At 42.0% G+C, this 19,094-nt stretch carries 12 protein-coding genes; 5 read left to right on the forward strand and 7 right to left on the reverse strand.

The annotated features are described in order from the left end of the window. The first annotated feature begins 20 nt into the window (after nt 1–20). Nucleotides 21–1,352 (forward strand): sigma-54-dependent transcriptional regulator, encoded by a 1,332-nt coding sequence (locus ACFQ1M_RS14950; RefSeq protein ID WP_386409621.1) that lies wholly within the window; start codon nt 21–23, stop codon nt 1,350–1,352. Here ACFQ1M_RS14950 and ACFQ1M_RS14955 read toward each other — a convergent pair. Then, the gene (locus ACFQ1M_RS14955) at nt 1,342–3,804 is read right to left on the reverse strand and encodes an ATP-binding protein (RefSeq protein WP_386409623.1); all 2,463 of its coding nucleotides are present in this window, start codon (nt 3,802–3,804) and stop codon (nt 1,342–1,344) included. The genes ACFQ1M_RS14950 and ACFQ1M_RS14955 overlap by 11 nt on opposite strands. A 294-nt stretch (nt 3,805–4,098) precedes the next feature. Here ACFQ1M_RS14955 and ACFQ1M_RS14960 point away from each other — a divergent pair, with 294 nt between their 5' ends. Then, on the forward strand, nt 4,099–6,522 hold the full coding sequence (locus ACFQ1M_RS14960) for a TonB-dependent receptor (RefSeq protein ID WP_386409625.1): 2,424 nt from the start codon (nt 4,099–4,101) through the stop codon (nt 6,520–6,522). 52 nt (nt 6,523–6,574) lie between these two features. Here ACFQ1M_RS14960 and ACFQ1M_RS14965 read toward each other — a convergent pair whose 3' ends face one another. Next, entirely contained in the window at nt 6,575–7,021 is a 447-nt protein-coding gene (locus ACFQ1M_RS14965) for a hypothetical protein (protein ID WP_386409627.1), read from the reverse strand. 112 nt (nt 7,022–7,133) lie between these two features. Here ACFQ1M_RS14965 and greA point away from each other — a divergent pair, with 112 nt between their 5' ends. Then, entirely contained in the window at nt 7,134–7,610 is a 477-nt protein-coding gene (greA, locus tag ACFQ1M_RS14970) for a transcription elongation factor GreA (protein WP_386409629.1), read from the forward strand. Between the two features lie 54 nt (nt 7,611–7,664). On the opposite strand, the gene ACFQ1M_RS14975 is transcribed toward greA, so the two are convergent. Continuing rightward, nucleotides 7,665–8,555 carry a serine/threonine protein phosphatase gene (locus ACFQ1M_RS14975; RefSeq protein ID WP_386409631.1) on the reverse strand — a complete coding sequence of 297 codons (891 nt, stop codon included), beginning with the start codon at nt 8,553–8,555 and terminating at the stop codon, nt 7,665–7,667. Nucleotides 8,556–8,679: 124 nt separating this feature from the next. Between ACFQ1M_RS14975 and ACFQ1M_RS14980 the strand changes: the two genes are divergently transcribed. After that, nucleotides 8,680–11,061 (forward strand): GAF domain-containing protein, encoded by a 2,382-nt coding sequence (locus tag ACFQ1M_RS14980; RefSeq protein ID WP_386409632.1) that lies wholly within the window; start codon nt 8,680–8,682, stop codon nt 11,059–11,061. Here the strand turns inward: ACFQ1M_RS14980 and ACFQ1M_RS14985 are convergent. Continuing rightward, nucleotides 11,058–12,254 carry a Pycsar system effector family protein gene (locus tag ACFQ1M_RS14985; protein ID WP_386409634.1) on the reverse strand — a complete coding sequence of 399 codons (1,197 nt, stop codon included), beginning with the start codon at nt 12,252–12,254 and terminating at the stop codon, nt 11,058–11,060. The two genes, ACFQ1M_RS14980 and ACFQ1M_RS14985, sit on opposite strands and share 4 nt — an antisense overlap. Nucleotides 12,255–12,305: 51 nt before the next feature. Here ACFQ1M_RS14985 and ACFQ1M_RS14990 point away from each other — a divergent pair, with 51 nt between their 5' ends. Next, on the forward strand, nt 12,306–15,995 hold the full coding sequence (locus ACFQ1M_RS14990) for a metallophosphoesterase (protein WP_386409636.1): 3,690 nt from the start codon (nt 12,306–12,308) through the stop codon (nt 15,993–15,995). On the opposite strand, the gene ACFQ1M_RS14995 is transcribed toward ACFQ1M_RS14990, so the two are convergent. From ACFQ1M_RS14995 to ACFQ1M_RS15005, 3 genes are read right to left on the reverse strand one after another with little or no spacing between them, the layout of a single operon-like run. Beyond that, nucleotides 15,985–16,845 (reverse strand): hypothetical protein, encoded by an 861-nt coding sequence (locus tag ACFQ1M_RS14995; RefSeq protein ID WP_386409638.1) that lies wholly within the window; start codon nt 16,843–16,845, stop codon nt 15,985–15,987. The genes ACFQ1M_RS14990 and ACFQ1M_RS14995 overlap by 11 nt on opposite strands. Before the next feature lie 11 nt (nt 16,846–16,856). Further along, nucleotides 16,857–17,744, reverse strand: a complete 888-nt coding sequence (locus ACFQ1M_RS15000) for a GyrI-like domain-containing protein (protein ID WP_386409640.1) — start codon at nt 17,742–17,744, stop codon at nt 16,857–16,859. 16 nt (nt 17,745–17,760) lie between these two features. Continuing rightward, complete coding sequence (locus tag ACFQ1M_RS15005; protein ID WP_386409642.1) at nt 17,761–19,083, reverse strand: vanadium-dependent haloperoxidase; 1,323 nt, start codon at nt 19,081–19,083, stop codon at nt 17,761–17,763. Between the last annotated feature and the right edge of the window lie 11 nt (nt 19,084–19,094).

Consider the following 19,094-nt stretch of genomic DNA (forward strand, 5'->3'; position numbering starts at 1 on the left):
ATAAAACCAATGACCATCAAATGTTCAATGTCCTACTTGTTGAAGATGACATCGCTTTCAATAAGATGTTAGAAACTTTTCTAACAAAGAAAGGCTTTCATGTGACCGCTACATTTTCAATCGAGGCGGCGCGTAAAGAGTTGAAGAGTGCCACCCACGATTTGGTGCTCACAGATCTGCGCCTTCCCGATGGAGAAGGCACTGTTTTGCTGTCCGAAGTAAAGCTACTTAAAACAGCTATCCCGATAATTATGATGACCAACTATTCTGATGTGAAGACCGCGGTCGAAGCTATGAAGAAGGGAGCTTACGATTATGTGTCCAAACCGTTTCGTCCAGATGAGATCATCGCTGTCATCGATTCAGCCCTGAAACCATCCAAGCCCGAGGTATCGGCCAAGATCGCTACTTCAAGTGGCAAAAGGGCTACGCTGATAGAAGGAAAGAGTGAAGCGTCCAAGAGGTTGTCAGAATTCATACGATTGGTGGCCCCTACAGATATGTCGGTACTTATTTGGGGAGAAAGTGGTACCGGCAAGGAATATGTGGCAAAAGCGATACACGACAAGAGTTTAAGGGCCCAACATCCCTTTGTGGCAGTAGATTGCGGAGCGATTCCTAGAGCGATTGCCGCTAGCGAATTTTTTGGACATGTCAAAGGGTCATTTACGGGAGCGACCATGGACAAAATCGGACATTTTGAAGCAGCGAATAAGGGTACGCTATTTTTGGATGAGGTTGGAAATCTCTCCTATGAAAATCAGATCAATTTATTGCGGGCGCTGCAAGAACGAAAGGTGAAACCTGTGGGCAGCACAATGGAAATAAGCGTTGACATACGAGTGATTGCAGCGACCAATGAAGACCTTGGCCAGGCGGTCAAAGAAGGAAAATTCAGAGAAGATCTGTATCATCGGTTAAATGAGTTTATCATAGAAGTTCCCAAGCTCTATGATCGACAACAGGACGTTTTGCTTTTTGCGAATCACTTTCTTCAATCGGCAAACGATCAATTAGACAAGAACATCGCGGGTTTTTCTGAAGAGGTGATCGAGATCTTTAACAATTATAACTGGCCAGGGAACATCCGGGAAATGGGCAATTTGATAAAGCGGGCTACCTTGTTAGAAAAAGGGAACATTATAACGACCGAGGCACTTCCAAGGGAACTTCTGAGATATGGTGAACTCAACGCACAGGAACAGCTGCTATCTAAACACGATAATGAAAAACAGATGATTCTCAAGGCAATGGAGAAAACGCGATTCAATAAGACCAAAGCGGCCAAAATACTAGGAGTTGACAGAAAGACCCTTTACAATAAGATAAAGCAATACGACCTTAAGTTTTAAATTCAGCTTGAAGCTCTTCAATCAGTGCATTCATCCTTTCTATTACTTTTTCAAGCTTCAATCGAAGACCTTCGTAGCTACTTTGAGCAATAGAGAAGTGCTCTAGCTCATCGAGTAGTTTGTAGACGTGCAACGCATTTAGTTGCTTGAACATGGGAGACATTCTATGTGCTATATCTTTGATGTAGACGATATCCTTTTCCTTGATAGCCTTCCGCAGCCCTATGATGTTCTGTTTGGTGTTTTCAATAAATGTGTTTATGATCTTTCTCATGGCTGTTTCATCATCTTGCAAAAGCTCCCGGAGATTGGAGAGGTCGTATGATCGATCAATATTGTAAAGATGGGTTGTCATAGGCTCAATGCTGTTAGGGATGACCTTATCCGCTAGCTCGCTAAAGTGGTTGATGGCCTTTATGAGTTGGTAAGCATAAAAGGGTTTTTGAATGTAGTACGAAAAGCCTTTTCCAATAAACGATTTTGCATTGTGATTTCCGGTAATGGCTACTACAGGTTGACGTCTATAGAAACCCGCACCCTTTAATTTCCTCATAAAATCCACCCCATTCATCTGTGGCATCATAATGTCTGTAAAGACAATGTCGAACCTCTCGTTTTCTAATTCCTTTAGTGCCTCTCGCGGGTCGCTGAAGGCAATATGACGAATATTTTGAGACTGCAGTAGTTCTCCCAAAAGCGCTAGTTGCGATTCGTCATCATCAACAATAACAGCAACGGGGTCTTTAGAGGGTATTTTCTTTGTGCTATCGCTTTGTGCAAGTGGTCGCTCGTTTTTTTCACCCACCTTTTGCAGCGGAAGGGTTACGGTAAATGTACTTCCTATATTTTTCTCACTTTCTAAGGAAATATCTCCATCCAGAAGTGCGATGATCTTTCTCGATATGGTCAGCCCTAGGCCAGAGCCTCCATAGCTGCGTTCAATACCAATGCCTGCTTGGGCAAATTCTTTGAAGATCATCTCTTGCTGTTCTTTCTCAATGCCTATTCCCGTATCCTTCACCTTGATACTGACCAGCACGCAATTTTTCAATGTTCTTGTCACCGATGCAGTGATAGTGATGGCTCCTTCCGAAGTAAACTTAAAGGCATTTGCAATGAGATTGGTAAGGACTTGCTTTAATCGAAAAGGGTCCGAAATGTAAGTAGCATCCAAGACTTTTTCTACTTCCAAGATCAGATCGACAGGTTTCTGGGAATATAGGATCTTAACCGAATGGGCGGTCTCATCGATCAATTCTTTTAAATTGAAGGTTTCTTTCTCGATGGTCATTTTTCCCGCTTCGAGCTTCGAATAGTCGAGGAGGTTGTTTAATAATTTGGAGGCATAGGAGATGGATTCCTTTAAACGGGTATAATAGGTCTTGCGCTGTTCTATTTGATTGGGGCGATGCAACAATTCAATATACCCCACCATGGCATTCAGAGGCGCTCTCAGGTCATGACTAACGGTATTGATCAAACGTTCGCGACTATCCAACAAAGACTCTGAGAAGTTCTTTTCTGCCTCTAACTGTTTTCGGTATTTCTCACTCTTAGAAAAATCTTTTAGTATCATAAATGAGAAGATCAAAATGAGCGCTAAGCTGCCAAGACCGATGATGCTGAGATTTTTTGAGGTGGCGTTGACAGCATTTTGCCTATGGGTATCTTCCTTGATCGTGTTTAAGAAGATCTCGGTTTCGATCACTGATAGTAGCTGTCTGAGTTGCTGTGAGATGGTTATATCATTCTGTAGCAATTGTAATTCTTTCCTCTTCATCGTCTTTTGTAGGGCTTCAGACTCTCTCTGTAAATCCTCCACAATGTCTTTTGTGGCATTGATCAAGGAATCAAATTTTGCCTTATCGATCTGATCGATATCTTTGTCTGTAACACTATTATTGATATACTCGATAAGCAGATCGATCTTTCGTAGTTCTTCGGAATTCAGCTCGTCTGGATTACTCACAAAATCTTCTCTATTGACGCCTCCCAATGAATTCTCGAGTTTATAGAGTTCTTGCTTTGCTTTTTCTACAATTTCTTTGGAAGCGTGTTCTCGCTTTAGTTGCACAAGCGTTTCGATATTCTTGATCTTTTTGTCAATGAGTTGAAGAGTACTGTCCAATTGCGCGATTTGAGATGGATTATCAAGGAGTGCCTGCAACGCATTTATTTCCATCTTTACAGTGTCTGATGAGGCTACGAATTGGTCGTAGCGGGACCAAGATGCCGTTTGTGTAGCGCTCCGGGCCAATCCTTCCGACGCATAGAGGTCACTGAGGATGTTTCCAATGGCTAGGGTCTTCTTGTGGTCTACTTCCAGATCATCACTGGTCAGAGTGATCTTCATGATGCCCTTGTAAACGATTCCAACAGCGATGCCGGTAAGAATTACAAAGAGCACATAGCTAAAAACTAATTTTGGAGTGATGCTTCTAGGGTTGTTCATCAAAAGACTTTTCGTATATACGAAGAAAGGCCTGTTAAGGAACGTTTAAAATTTCTGTCTTTTTAGTTTTTAAAATAGTTTTCTATCGTACCTTTGCTGCCATATCTCAAAAGGGGTGCCTAAATACCGAGTTGTTCGGTACTGGCTGAGATCATACCCATTGAACCTGGGCAGGTAATGCTGCCAAGGAATTTTTACTAGAACAGTTGGTGCACAAACTGTGAATAGTGAAGCAATTTCAATAATTTATTAACCGAAGAATAATGACCCCTTTTATTCGTAGTTTTTTTACGGATGAAAACCTTATTCACTTTTTTAAGCTTCGTTGCGCTGAGCTTTACCACCATAGCGCAAACTTATACTTTATCGGGAGTTGTCACGGATCAGGATGGAAGACCCTTTCCGGGTGTCAGTGTTGTTGTTGAAGGAACGACCACGGGTACGACCACAGATTTTGAAGGTGTTTATACATTGCGACTTTCAAAGGGAAATTACATTTTGTCGTTTCATTACCTGGCTCCCAAAGCACATTTGGAAGAGGTGGAGGTCAACAGTGATACAACCTTAAACGTCCAGCTTGGAAGTAATATGACCATTTTGGATGAGGTACTTGTGTCCGCTGTTCGCGTCGATGCCGATTCGCCAGTCAGCCATTCCAACCTCTCAGAGGAAGAGATCGCGGAACGAAATCTAGGACAGGATATCCCGATCCTTATGAATTATCTTCCATCGGTCGTCACTACTTCCGATGCTGGCGCAGGGATAGGATATACTGGTATCCGTGTTCGTGGTAGCGATGCCACAAGGGTCAATGTCACTATCAACGGAATACCTTATAATGATGCCGAATCGCAAGGAACTTTCTGGGTGAATCTCCCAGATTTCGCCTCCTCGGTAGAATCGTTACAGCTTCAACGAGGTGTAGGAACTTCGACCAATGGTGCTGGCGCGTTTGGCGCTAGTTTGAATCTTCTCACCGATGCTGTTTCTGAAGAGGCCAATGGAGAGATCTCCAACGCTATAGGATCCTTTCAGACAAGAAAGCATACGGTTAAATTCAGTACTGGAAGGATCAATGACCATTTTGAGATCGCAGGTCGCCTCTCCAGTATCCAATCGGATGGCTATATCGATAGGGCGAGTGCCGATCTCAAATCATACTTTTTACAAGCTTCCTATGTGGATGAAAAAACATTGGTAAAAGCATTGGTCTTTGGAGGGAAGGAACGCACCTACCAATCATGGTTCGGCATCCCACGATCCCTACTCGAAACAGATAGAACCTACAACCCTGCTGGAGAACAATATGACGAGAATGGCAACCTTCTCGGTTTTTATGAGGATCAAGTAGATAATTATAACCAAGATCATTATCAATTTCACATCAATAGAATATTTGATGAACACTGGTCGGCGAGACTTGGGCTCAACTATACTTGGGGACGTGGATTCTTTGAAGAATATATCGATGAATATGCTTCCCGGGAATTTAACTTTGCGCCAGACGCCACTTTTGATTTCTTGGGACTAGACCCTGTTGTTGTCAATGGGCAGACCATTACCGAGACAGACAATGTGCGCAGACTTTGGTTAGATAACGACTATTATGTAGGGACATTCTCTGTAAACTACCGCAAGGATAATACTGAAGCCATCTTCGGAGGTCTTTACAGTGAATACGACGGAGACCACTTCGGCGAATTGATCTGGGCCAGATATGCCAGCAATAGTGAGCCTTTTGACCGTTTGTATTACAACAAGGCAATTAAGAAGGAATATAGCTTATTTGCCAAGGCGAATTTTGATCTAGATGATCGATGGAGGCTTTTTGGAGACCTACAAATTAGAGGGGTCGATTACAAGGTAGATGGAACCGTAAAAGGCAGCGAGACTTTTACAGTAGACGATGAGCATTTCTTCTTTAATCCTAAAGCAGGAGTCACTTTTAATGTAAATGACAACAACAACCTCTATTTTTCCTATGCCCGCGCAAGCCGCGAACCCAACCGCTCCGATTACGAGAATGGAAATCCAAAGCCCGAGTTCTTGAACGATTTCGAATTGGGATGGCGTTTTAATAAGGAGAACGTTCGATTGAACACCAACCTCTATTATATGCGATATAAGGATCAATTGGTACTAACCGGCGAGTTGGATGATGTTGGCGCACCAATTCGTTCCAACGTGGGAGACAGCTATCGTTTGGGGTTGGAGTTAGATGCCATGTGGGCTATCACGGACAAATGGGTGTGGAGCCCCAACGCAACCTTCAGCGTTAACAAGAATTTGGACTATGTCGAATCTAGAGATGGTGTCTTGAGAGACTTTGGGAATACCGATATTTCATTTTCTCCCAGAGTCATCGCTGGAAATATGATCGCCTTCAAACCTATAAGCGGATTTCAAATAAGCTTACTTTCAAAATTCGTTGGAGAGCAATTCCTATCCAATAACGAATTGGAAGTGGCCAAACTGGAAAGTTACTTCGTAAATGATATCAATATTCAATACGAGATCGAGACAAATACCATTTTTAAGTCGATCGTTTTTACAGGATTGTTCAACAATATTCTCAATGAGCAATATGTTTCCAATGGTTATTACTTCAATTTTGATGACGATTTTAGTCAGCCCGGAGTGGTCACCACGGTCGATGGTACGGGATATTACCCACAGGCGGGAACTAACTTCTTGCTCGGAGCTACATTGAAGTTTTAGATGGTCAAAAAAAGAAGTTGAATAATGACTCCCTTTCCCAGAGAGGGAGTTTTTAGTTAGAGACGATTACATTGCTTCCACTTACTACGGTACTATAGTTGAGCAACGGAAATAAAGGTGTTCCATCATCGCTTTCAGAAAGCGGGCCGCCGGTACCTAAGCTGTATTGATAGTTCTCACAAGAGCAGGTGGCCAGTGCGCTGCTGGGGCTCATGGTAGAGCAGCTATTTGGTGCGTGATTGGGACAACTAGCTTCCCAAGCCAAAAAAGTGGTGCCATTAAGGTTGTACACAATGATTCCTCGTATACCAGCGCCAGGATCTTGAATCAAAAGAGAGCCTCCGGTAAATCGCAGGTTATCAAATGATGGTAGATTCAAATTGATGGTATATCGGAAAGACACTTCTTGTAAAAAAGGGTTGCGTTGCGCTCTATTGTCGTCGCTACTACACGAGAGAAGAACGGTAATAAGTAGAAAAAAGATAAGAAAACGTTTCATCATTGCTATTTTGTGCAAGTTACATTAAAAAGGGTTTAACGAGAATATTTTTGTATATTTGTATTGAATCCGCTCGCACGAGGGGATTTTTGTCTTTATAAACGAATGAGTTATGAGTAACGTATCATATTATACCGAAGAAGGATTAAAAAAGTTAAGAGACGAACTTAATCAACTTAAAGACATCGAACGTCCAAAGGCATCACAAGCCATTGCAGAGGCAAGGGACAAAGGTGATCTTAGTGAGAATGCAGAATATGATGCTGCCAAGGAAGCCCAAGGCCTATTGGAGTTAAAGATATCTAAGTTAGAAGAAGTTTTGTCTAATGCACGGCTCATCGATGAATCGCAATTAGATACATCGAAAGCATTGGTGCTTTCTACAGTAAAGATCAAGAACCAGACGAATGGAATGGAAATGAAATACACGTTGGTGGCCGAAAGCGAGGCTGACCTTAAAAGTGGTAAAATATCCGTGAACTCTCCTATTGGAAAAGGATTGTTGGGCAAGTCGGTTGGCGATGTGGCTGAGATCGAAGTACCCAATGGCACCATGAAGTTTGATATTTTAGAGATCACACGAGAGTAAGTTGATCAAACAAGACATAAAAGCAAACTCCTTTGAACATTCAAAGGAGTTTTTTTATTGATAATCCACCAATTTCTGTGGCCCTTCCAATAGTACCCTTACAATCTGAAGCGTCCCATCATCCTTAGTGGCGATCTGCCATTTGATAAGGGAAATGGTTCCTTTTTCAATCTCTAAGCCAGTGATACTTCTCGGATGTACACAACTCCCATCGTTAAAGAAGGCGATGTCCCCAGGTTCGGGAAAACGAGGGCGATGCGTATGTCCGATGACCGTCATTCGATTACCATTATTGATGATCCATCGTTTTACCCTTCGTTCCACTTTGATCAATTCCTTGAAATTCTTAGCGGGACTCGTAGGATCCGAAATGCCGAGTACTTGCAACGGCTTCCATAAGATCCTTACCAAGAATCGATTGAATTTCCAACCGTGGTAGTTCATAAAATCGGCCTGATGCCCATGTGTCAGAAAGATCTCCTGCTGTGTTTCCCGATGTTCAAGAATGATGGCTTCGTGATATTCTAATTCGGGCATCAGAGGAACTTCGGTCCCTTCTCTAGGATCAAAGAACGTTGCTAAATGCTTTTTCACATAGCTTTCGTTCTTATAGACCATGTCGTGATTGCCATAGATCAAGTGCAGCTTGCCCTCGTCATAGAATCGTTGCATAAGCAGGAAGACATTTTTATGTGCCTCAAAGATGGGCTCGAAAGTGAGGTTTTCCCAAAGTTCATCACCATCACCAAGTTCACAATACGAATAACCGTTTAGATAATAGTGTTTCAAGGCATGAAAGTAAATATTTCTGTTGTTGGCAAAATCATCGGCCCAGCTATTATCTCCTCGATGACAATCACTGAAAAGGATGAACTTAGAGTCATCATCAAAAGCAATCCGCTTCGCATTTTTATAAGACCTTGTCAGTCTGGTTTGTGAGGACATCGGTTATTTTTTTATTAAAGATCATTAAAAAAACCGAAAAGCTCCAAAATGGATGTTAATTTCCTTAACATTAGGCGATTGATCTTTTTGTAACTTTGTTCATCGTTAATCGTCTAATAACCATATGACCAATATCAACGAAACAAAAGATTCTCCCTTATTGCTAAAAATAAGCTTCAATAAGCTTTTAGAGCAATATGAGCAGATCGCTAAAAACAACGATAAAGATGAGTATCTCGCCAAGAAAGCGAAGCGAGTGTTGCAGGTAGCCGACACTCATCCGTTGCTTCGTGAGGGATTTGACGAACTTGCACTTTTAGATAAATATCAGGACGAGATCGGTATCATACTCGAAGATTCGTTTTCTAGTGTATTAACACTCAATGAGATCAAAACGGCCTCGGTTCCTTTTCACGACCTTATTTTCAATTCTTCCGAACGTTTCAAGAAAATAATCACCGAAGCAGGAGATGATTTTGAACTGAAAATAAGAAACATGCCCGAGGATCAACGATACATTATTGGATGTACGGTGATCTTGGCGTTTCACTATGGCTATAATCTAGATTTCAAAAGACCCTTCTTTTACGATATTCCAGACGCCAACGGAATCGTTCGCAATTACAAGATCTTATATAACGCCGATTTTATGGAGATTCTTCCGACAGACAAGGCGATACCCATCACTCAAGAGGATGTGGACGAGTTGATGGATAATTTCGACAATCTAGAGCTATGGAAGCAGAAATTCCCACCTCAGAGCTATATCGCCAAGGGCTTTGTGATCTCTAATATCTTTGATGTCACGGCCGATCAGGCCATCTCAGAACTAAAGACCGCCTTATTAGCGTCGGACAAACGACAGAGTGAGAATTTTATGGAAGACTTCCGAAAAATTTTTCAGGGACTCTTCAATATCAAGGACATGCAAGCAGGGTTCACGGTATTCAATAAGGCAGAACAATCTTTTGAAAATGTTGGTAGTAAGGGAATCCATAGTTTTTTATTGAGTGGCAAGGAAATGGAATCTTGCGAAACAGCGCTATGTTCGGGCTCTTACAAAAGCTTGGTGGATGAAAAGGACTATTTTTCGATTTCTGATGTAGATAAGTACTATCAAATTTCAGGGGGCATCAATCCCTATAAGGCATTGAAAGAACAAGGGATTAAAAGTGCTATTTTCGCTCCAATTCAGAGTGAGGGCGAATTACTAGGGGTCTTAGAATTGGTTTCTAAGCGTCCGAAAGAGCTAAATAGTGTCAATGCGAATAAGTTGGTCGACGTAATGCCTTTTATCGTAGAAGCTGTCTTAAGATCGAGATCGGAGGAAGAAAATCTTATCCAGGCCATCATACAAAATGAATGTACCTCTATACACCCTTCTGTGAATTGGAAGTTCGAAGACGAGGCAAAGCGTTTTCTTAAAGAAGATCTATTAGGCAACCAACCCAGTTTCAAGGATATTTCTTTTATCGATGTCTATCCTTTATATGGGCAAGTGGACATCAAAGGTTCGTCCGATGCAAGAAACGAGGCCATACAAAAAGATCTGATGATTCAACTCTCTCATTTAGATGTATTGTTCGAGCAGGTCAAAACTTTAGAGCCGCTACCGATCTATGATGAGATACAATACCGTATCAAGAATCATCTAGACAGCATTAAAGAAGTATTATATTCTCATAGCGAACAGTCCATCACAGACTTTATCGAAGAGGACATTCAGCCCATTTTGGAACATTTGCGCGCAAGGAACAACGACCTTCAACATTTGGTGACCCAATACGAGGCCTTCATTGACATCGACAAAAAAGGGGTCTATGACCATCGCAGGAACTATGATGAAAGTGTCACAATGATCAATAAAAAATTAGCCCATGTGATCGATCGCCATCAAGAAGAGGCCCAGAATATGTTTCCTCACTATTTTGAACGATACAAGACCGATGGTGTGGAACATAATATGTACATAGGGCAATCGATGGTCAAAGGAAGGGACTTCCACGAGATATATCTGAACAATCTGCGGTTATGGCAGTTACAGGTGATGTGCGAAATGGAGAACAAACATTATAACCTAAAACCAGAATTGCCAGTAAAACTGGATGTGGCGTCGCTTATTTTGGTGTATAGTGCACCTTTGGCGATCAGATTTAGGATGGATGAGAAGAAGTTTGACGTTGACGGCACTTACAATGCCCGCTACGAGATCATAAAGAAGCGGATAGATAAATCATTTGTGAAAGGAACAGATGAGCGATTGACACAAAAGGGAAAGATCGCTATTGTATACTCTCAAGAGAAGGATGAGTTAGAGTATTTGAGGTATATCAAATTTTTGCAGTCTAAAAACTATTTTACCGATAATATCGAAATTGTAGAGCTCGAAGGTTTACAGGGAGTGAGCGGTCTTAAAGCCATTAGGGCAGAAGTCCTTTACAAAAAAGGAAAAGACTCGAAGAGACATTATACGTATGAGGATCTGATGGAGGAGCTCAAGGCCTAATTGCCATACATTTTAAAAGAGACGGCAAATGCAATGACCGACACGGCGATGCCGATCATGAAAATGGCATAGGTAAACCGTAATATTTTATATTTTCGATGAAGTACCTTTCCTAGAAAATAAAGGTCTTTGCTCATGGATGAATATAAATACTCCTTATCTTGAATAAGTTCATTCATGGCCCATTCGAAATCTTCAAGTTTCATTTGATGAAAATTCCCAAAGAAAAGGAGGTTTACCTTTTTCTGCTTTACATCTTCTCTGTTGAATCTACCTGTGGTAACATTGGGACGCGTAGCCAAGACGGAGAGTCCCATGGAGATCAAACTGAAGACCAAAAAGATCAGCGTTGGCCATATCAAATAGGTGTTGGAAGGGTTATCCAATTTAGGGATCAAATTGGCCAAGGCCAGCGAGATGATGATGGCATTTACCGAAAGTAGGATGTTCGCTTTGGTGTCGGCAATATCGCTTAGTTTAATATGATTTCTTAGAGTGACACGATACATGGTCTCAACACCGCGATCGGGTCTTTTCTCCTTAGCTACCTTCCGTTCTAACTCTGCTGATTTTCGCTTCTTTACCTTCTTTTTTTCCTTAATCTTTCTAAGTGCTCTGTTTAGCTGAACAAGATTTTTATTTTTCTGAGGTTGCCAAAGCTCTGCAGCGGTCTTGGTATAAAATTTATGATGCTCAAGAAACATTTTGATATTCTCTTCCACCCACTGGCTGTCAGTATAAGAACTTATTCCTAACTGTTCCAATTCTCCGCGAAGTAACGAAGAAACTTCTCCATAATTCTTCGATGAGAAATGCGAGAAATCTGCATCGCACAGCATTTTTTGTAGTAGGGTCTTTGGGGTAACGCCCATTTTGGTAGCGCGGATGCAGTCTTGTATCGTTTTGATCTTATCATCTGGATAGGCCTCCGCCGCTAAGAATTCCTTGGCCAATAAAGCTCCCTTCTCTTCATGGCCCTCTCCACCCTCCACAAATCCGATGTCGTGGAACCATGCGGCAAGCTCCAATAGTTCGGCATCTTCCTCCGAAAGGTTTTCCGCCGCGATCAATTCTTTCACATGTTTTACCACGCGCTGGGTATGACTGTAATTATGATAGAGGTATTTATGGGAAAGCCTTTCATTCAGCGTCTTAAAGACATATTGTTGGGTTTTATCCAAGATGCTTGCCATATTTTCGGTAAATTTAGCTTCAGTTTAAAGGTACTCTTTTTAGCACAATTTATGAAAACCGATCAGCCACAGCTCTTACTGCTTATATTATTTGTATTGATGTCGTCTTGCGCCACCTATAAGTCGCAAATGCTTCCAGAAACCAACACAGTTCCTGCCCAAAACAAGAAAGTTATACACACCTTCTATTTGATTGGAGACGCCGGAGGAGCAAAGAAAGGCAAATCTACAGCAGCACTTTTAGCTTTTAAAGAGATAGTATCAGAGGCTCCAAAAGAAAGCACAGCAATTTTCTTAGGAGACAATATCTATGAAGAAGGATTGCCAAGAGAGAGTGATCCTAAATATGCATTAGCAGCGCATAGACTTCAAGTCCAGTTGGAGACTGTAAAGAATTTCAAGGGAAATACTGTTTTTATTCCTGGAAATCACGATTGGTACAACGAAGGACTGAAAAGTGTAAAAAGACAAGAAAAGATGGTCGAAGATACCCTCGGGAAAGATACTTTTTTACCTGAGGACGGTTGTGCCATTACCGAAGTAGACATCTCAGAGGATGTACACTTGGTTTTGATCGATTCGCAATGGTATCTTACCGATTGGGATAGACATCCGACCATCAACGATGACTGTGATATTAAAACCAGAGGGCATTTTTTCGCCGAATTCAAGGATATCTTAAAAGATAACCAGAATAAAACCGTGGTTGTTGCCATGCATCATCCGATTAGCACCCATGGTTCGCATGGAGGTGAATTTCCTCTAAAGAAGCATTTATTTCCCTTTCAAGCGAAGGTACCTTTACCTATTCTTGGGTCTTTAATTACAGAATTGAGAAGTTCGGGAGGCGTATCTCCGCAGGATAGAAACAATGTGCGATATGCGCGGTTGGCCAATCGCCTCATGACCTTAGCTCAAGAACGAGATCGGGTCATTTTTGTTTCGGGACACGAGCACAACCTACAATTCAATAGCGATGATGGAGTACCGATCATCGTCTCTGGGGCTGGAGCAAAGGAAACAGCAGCCAGATTGGTTGGTGACGCTCAATTTACATATGGCCGGCAGGGATATGCCATCTTGAGGATGTTTAGCGACGGGTCTTCGGAAGTAAGTTTCTATGATACCAATAACGAGCGACTATATACGACCGAAGTCCATGAAAAGTTAGCCGTCTTCGAAGGAACCTTTGATCAAGACTTTCCAAAAGAGAAGAAAGCGTCGATATATCCAAAGGCCGATACTGAAAAGTCTAAGGGCTATCAGAAGTTCTTTGGAGAACATTTTAGAGCGTCCTACGGGATAGAGGTCGCTGCGCCTGTTGCGTTGCTCGACACGCTCTATGGAGGACTCACACCCATAAGGATGGGCGGCGGCAACCAAAGCAAAACCCTTCGACTTGTAGATAAAGAGGGCAGAGAGTATAACATGCGGGCATTGAAAAAGAGTGCGGTCTCCTTTTTGCAAGCTTCGGTCTTTCAACAAGAATATATAAAGGATCAGTTCGAAAATTCATTTCCAGAGCGGATGTTACAGGACTTCTATACCGCGGCCTATCCGTATGGACCGTTCGCCGTTGGAACGCTTTCGGACGCGGTTGGCGTATATCACACCGAGCCCAAATTGTTCTATGTGCCTAAGCAACAGGCCTTGGGCAAATACAATACAAACTATGGCGACGAACTGTATATGATCGAAGCAAAGGCTTCCGATAGCAACAATGACCATGATAACTTTGGCAGCCCAGATGAGATAGACAGTACGAGCAAATTCTTTGAAAACCTTAGAAAAGACGAAAAGTATGTGTTGGATACCGATGCATACATCAGGGCGCGTCTCTTTGATATGCTTATCGGTGATTGGGATCGCCATGAGGATCAATGGCGTTGGGCGGCTTTTGAAGAAGGAGGTAAAGTGATCTATAAACCTATTCCTCGTGATCGGGATCAGGCTTTTTCAAAATTTGATGGAAAGTTGCTAGATATCATTAGATTCTTAAGTCCGTCTACCCGAATATTGAGCGAATACAGCCGTGAGTATGAAGATCTAGAATGGTTCAATTTTGAGCCGATCCGACTTGATAGAACACTTTTGTCGGGAACGGACGAAAAGGCTTGGATAGAACAAGCCAAGTTCATCGAGCAAAATTTGAGCGATGATATTATAGACCGGGCCTTTGCCAATATTCCAATCGAGGTACGATCTATGGACGTTGAAGAGGTCAAAAAGAAGTTGAAATCCCGAAGAGCTAAGATCTCTGAGGCCGCCACCTCCTATTTCAAGCTTTTAAACGAATTGATGATCGTCACTGGAACCGACAAGGACGATCATTTTGTAATTGAAAGACGGCCAGATGGGATTACCAACGTGAAGGCGTACCGTATTAAAGATGGTGTCAAAGCGGATCTTTTCTTTGAAAGAGCGTTCAACAGTGATATTACCAAAGAAGTTTGGATCTATGGTCTGGATGACGATGATATATTCGAAGTGTCGGGAAAAGGAAACAAACCAGTACTTATACGACTTATCGGAGGTCAGAACAATGATATCTATCGCATTGAAAACGGAAAAAAACTAAGGGTCTATGATCATAAAAGCAAACCTAACACCGTTGAACGGAATAAGGGTGCAAAGATCAAATTTACCGATGATTACGAGATCAATCTATTCGAAGAAGCCAGTAATATCTATAACGCCAACACCTGGATCCCGGCGTTAGGATTCAATCCTGATACGGGAATAAGCGTTGGCCTAGGATTTTCTCATACACATTATGGCTTTGAACGTAGTCCCTTCACCTCAAAGCATACCGTCGCGGCCAACGTGTACTTTGCCACTAGTGGTTTTGTGGTCAACTACGATGGTGAGTTCGGTAATATTTTTGGAAATACAAATTTGATCGTTGGTGCGCGTGCAACCTCGGATAATTTTACTCAAAACTTTTTTGGCTTCGGAAGTGATACCCCTAATTTTGATGATGATCTCGATTTGGACTTCAATCGGGTGCGCCTCAGTGAACTCGGAGCTTATGTTGGAGTCGCAGCAAGAGGAAAATATGGAAGTGATCTTTTGGCTAAAATAAGATTCGATGCCATAACTATCGAAGAAACTGGAACAAGATTTATCGATGCCATTGGCGCGGGAATAGAAGAATTCTACGATACTAAGTATTTTAGCACAGCAGACATCGTATATACCTATGAAAGTCATGACCAAAGAATCAGCCCTACGAGGGGCATGGAATTTGGTCTTGGTGGAGGATACACCTTAAATCTCAGGGAGACCAATCGAAGTTTCTTTTATCTGAGACCGAGTATCACTTTTTACAACCGTATCACGCGAGATGGAAATCTCGTTTTGAAAACCGCCGCAAGCAGTCATCTAAACTTTACCAGTATCGAGGACTTAGAGTTTTACCAAGCGGCAAATCTTGGTGGAAATAACGGTTTGCGTGGTTATAGGAACGAGCGATTTTCTGGTGAAAAGAGCTTGGTCTTCAACGGCGATCTGCGCTATAGTCTAAAGTCCTTTAAAACATCATTTATTCCATTACAGATAGGTCTTTATGGAGGGTATGATCTTGGAAGGGTCTGGGTAGATAACGACCCTGATAGTGAATGGCAAGATTCTTTTGGAGGGGGTCTATGGATTGACAGCGTAAATGCGCTAGGCGCTAATATCGGACTCTTTTCGTCGGATGATGGCTTGCGGATCTCTTTTGGGTTTGGATTCAATTTTTAAGCTGAAAGGAATAGAGGTTTCGACCACCGTGAGGGTCTGCTTCGTCAGAGATCAAGAGCGTAGAATCATTTTTGAAGCAAACGGCCTCCTTTTGCGAATAATGCCCTAGCTTAATGGTCTCAATGCTGCTTTCGGTAAACTTATCGCCGAGATAATTGGTCAAAACCCACAATCTGTCATAGCCCAGAAGTACTACTTTTGAAAGATCCGGACTTATGGTCGCTGAGGTTATCTGGCAACTGGCAGCCTCTTCACAGCTGAAAAATTCTTTGACAAGCATCGCCTTATGATCTCCTTTGATGGCAGGAATTTTATATATCAACGACCTGCCATCGAAATGCTTTTTAGACATCCTATTGCGGGTAAAGAGATACAACCATCCTTCAAAATAGAAGAAGGCCTCTACATCATACAGAAGTTCATCCTTTTCTGGTGGAAACTCTTTCTGCTCGGGAAAGCTAAACTTGATCTTCTCTGCTTCAAGATCATCCTTATCGGTGTTCTCAGGATTAGGTATTTTATAGATCACAAGATCCTTACGATCGTTTTCATTATTACCAAAGTCACCGATGTACAAATTTCCCAAAGTATCTTTGGTAAGGTCCTCCCAGTCCTCATTTTTCGCATTTTTTATGTTGATGTCCCTTTCGATCGTTCCTTCAAAGTTGACTCCATAGATATGATCTTTATTACCAGAATCTTCAACGAACCAAATAAGACCATCTTCTTTGACCATCTCTATTCCCGAGTTCTCTTTTAGTGATTTTGGTAGGTCACACACAAAGGATAGTTGCCCAAGGTCCTGACAACCAGCAAGAAGGGCTATGAATAGTACGAATAGATTTTTCAAGAGTATCAATGTTATTCTTTCAAGGGTAAATAGATCTCTGCTTTCCAATTTAATTCGTCAGCATCGAACTTTGGATTATTGTAGAAGAACTCTATGGGTTTTGGCGCTGCCTTCAGCCCTAACTCTTCTGCTTTGTGCAACAAGGTGTACCAAGCTCTATCCGAGGTGATATAGTTGCCGTTATAAGTTGCCTTAAGGGCCTTCTTGGAAAAAAGTCGTTTGTATTTCACCAAGGGATGTTCGGGTAATTTTTCGGATCTGATGATGGGAAAACAAAAATTATAGTTGATACTATCTGTTTTCATATCCCAATAAGTGACTTCAATAAATGGTGGACCGTTGAGGCTTATTCCATTATGATAGAGCAGTCCATTCAATAAATTATAATTACGCATCATCCCACTGGCTTTGGTAACCTGTTTCCCGCTAAGAGAGATATAGGCACAATAGGTAGTAGGGATTTCGCTTTCGCCATCATAGGTGATTTTGAATTCTTCTAAATGTTCATTCAAATAGTCATAAAAATCCTTTGCGGTCGAGGCCGATCGCTTCTCAATACTGATATCGCCAAAGGGCTTTTTGATGCGATTCATAAAGCTATGCTCAGAATCTTTGATGGACACCGAAACGCGAGAAGAGGTATCCGAGATCGCCTCAAATTTCCATTGGTAGATATGCGTCGAATCGTTGAATTTCAAGGATTGGGTCACGGATCCAAGGTCATCATTTTTAGAAATGTCCCCGTCAATTTCCCCATTCCAGGTTTTTAGTGTCTGATTGATAGTACCGGGAAGTGCATTGGCGTTGAAAGCTACTACATAGTCTGCAGGATATATAAAGAAATACCAAACAGCTATCAAAAGGATCCCCCCAACGACCAAAAAACCAAGTTTTTTCATGTTTAGAAGAATAATTTTATTGTTGTTTCATATTTAATTTATTCACCAAAAAGTGGCCGAGGTCACGGCCTTGCTTTACACCTACCTCGACGGCTGCGCGATAATGGATGCCCCCATACATTCTACTTATAGCGGCCTCATCGGCGGCTTGCGAAAAGGATTCAAAAGACCGAATAGGAAGGCCATATGGTACCTCGGTATCATCTTCAAATGAAAAATTATCACCAAAGATATCGGTGAGTGCAACCGAGGCCGCACCCGAGACAACGGAGTGGCCGCTCACGTATTCTGGGAATGGTGGTGTTTGTAAGATCGGCTTCCAATTGTCATCGAAATGTTCATTGATCAATGTTTCAGGTCGAACCAAATTACTTCGATATTTTTCGTCCCAGCAGCTGATAAAGGCATCGGCGATCGCGATGGAGGTCTTGGTATACGCATATACTGTGTTCATCATGTCATAATCGGATTTTCTACAGGCTATTTTTGTAATACCGATCCAGTGTGCTCCAGGAGTGATCTTTTTTGTTGCAAACATCAGATGGCCACGAGTCACGGAGACGTATGGGTTGCAATCCCAAAACTGGGCAATTTGGATCTCTTCTGAAGTATCGCCTTTGTTGGTTATTTCAAGACTAATGTCATATACCTCTCTTAACTCTTTGTAAAAATCGGTGTTTTCCTCCATAGAAAATGCGGGAGGTGGAACTGGTTTGAATTGTGCCGCAGAATCCAAAGTAAAGGGCCGTATCTTGTTCCAATGAGGTTCTATACCGTCCATATAGGCTGGAGGTGTGGGTTGCCAACGCCATTTTTCGTCTGTATTTACGGTATATTTCGGCATGGTGCGCGTCTGCTTGTAATTGTCCTTGTCCATCCAAGCAGAAATATGCGATGTTACTTTCATGGCATAGGCTTCTGAAGCTTCAAATTCCACTGGGTTCTTAGCTTTCCATTGAGTATAAAGACTGTCTCTAAAGGCCTCGATCTTTTGTTCGGAGAAGATCAACTGTTTGCTCAACTCTATATGTGCTATCAGGGCAGCTAATTCACTATTGATACTGTCCGTTGGAGAAGGAATGGGTGTAAGCCCTGGAAGTTGTCCCGAAAGCGGCTGAAAACTCTTATTATCCCTAGCTAATATCTCATAAGCCGCAATATTGGGATATGCAAAAACACGACTCGCCACTGGAGGCGAGAAGATATCATGGATCATCACCTCGGTCACCTTGTCCACAGATGCATGAAAATCATCTGGAGATATTATTATAGGCTCTTTCTTGGAACAAGAGGAGAGCATCAGGCTTAAGGTTAGTGCGGTTAATAAATAATACTTCATGGTCTTCATCA

Origin of the sequence: Sungkyunkwania multivorans (assembly GCF_042675645.1) — a bacterium.
GTDB lineage: Bacteria > Bacteroidota > Bacteroidia > Flavobacteriales > Flavobacteriaceae > Sungkyunkwania > Sungkyunkwania multivorans.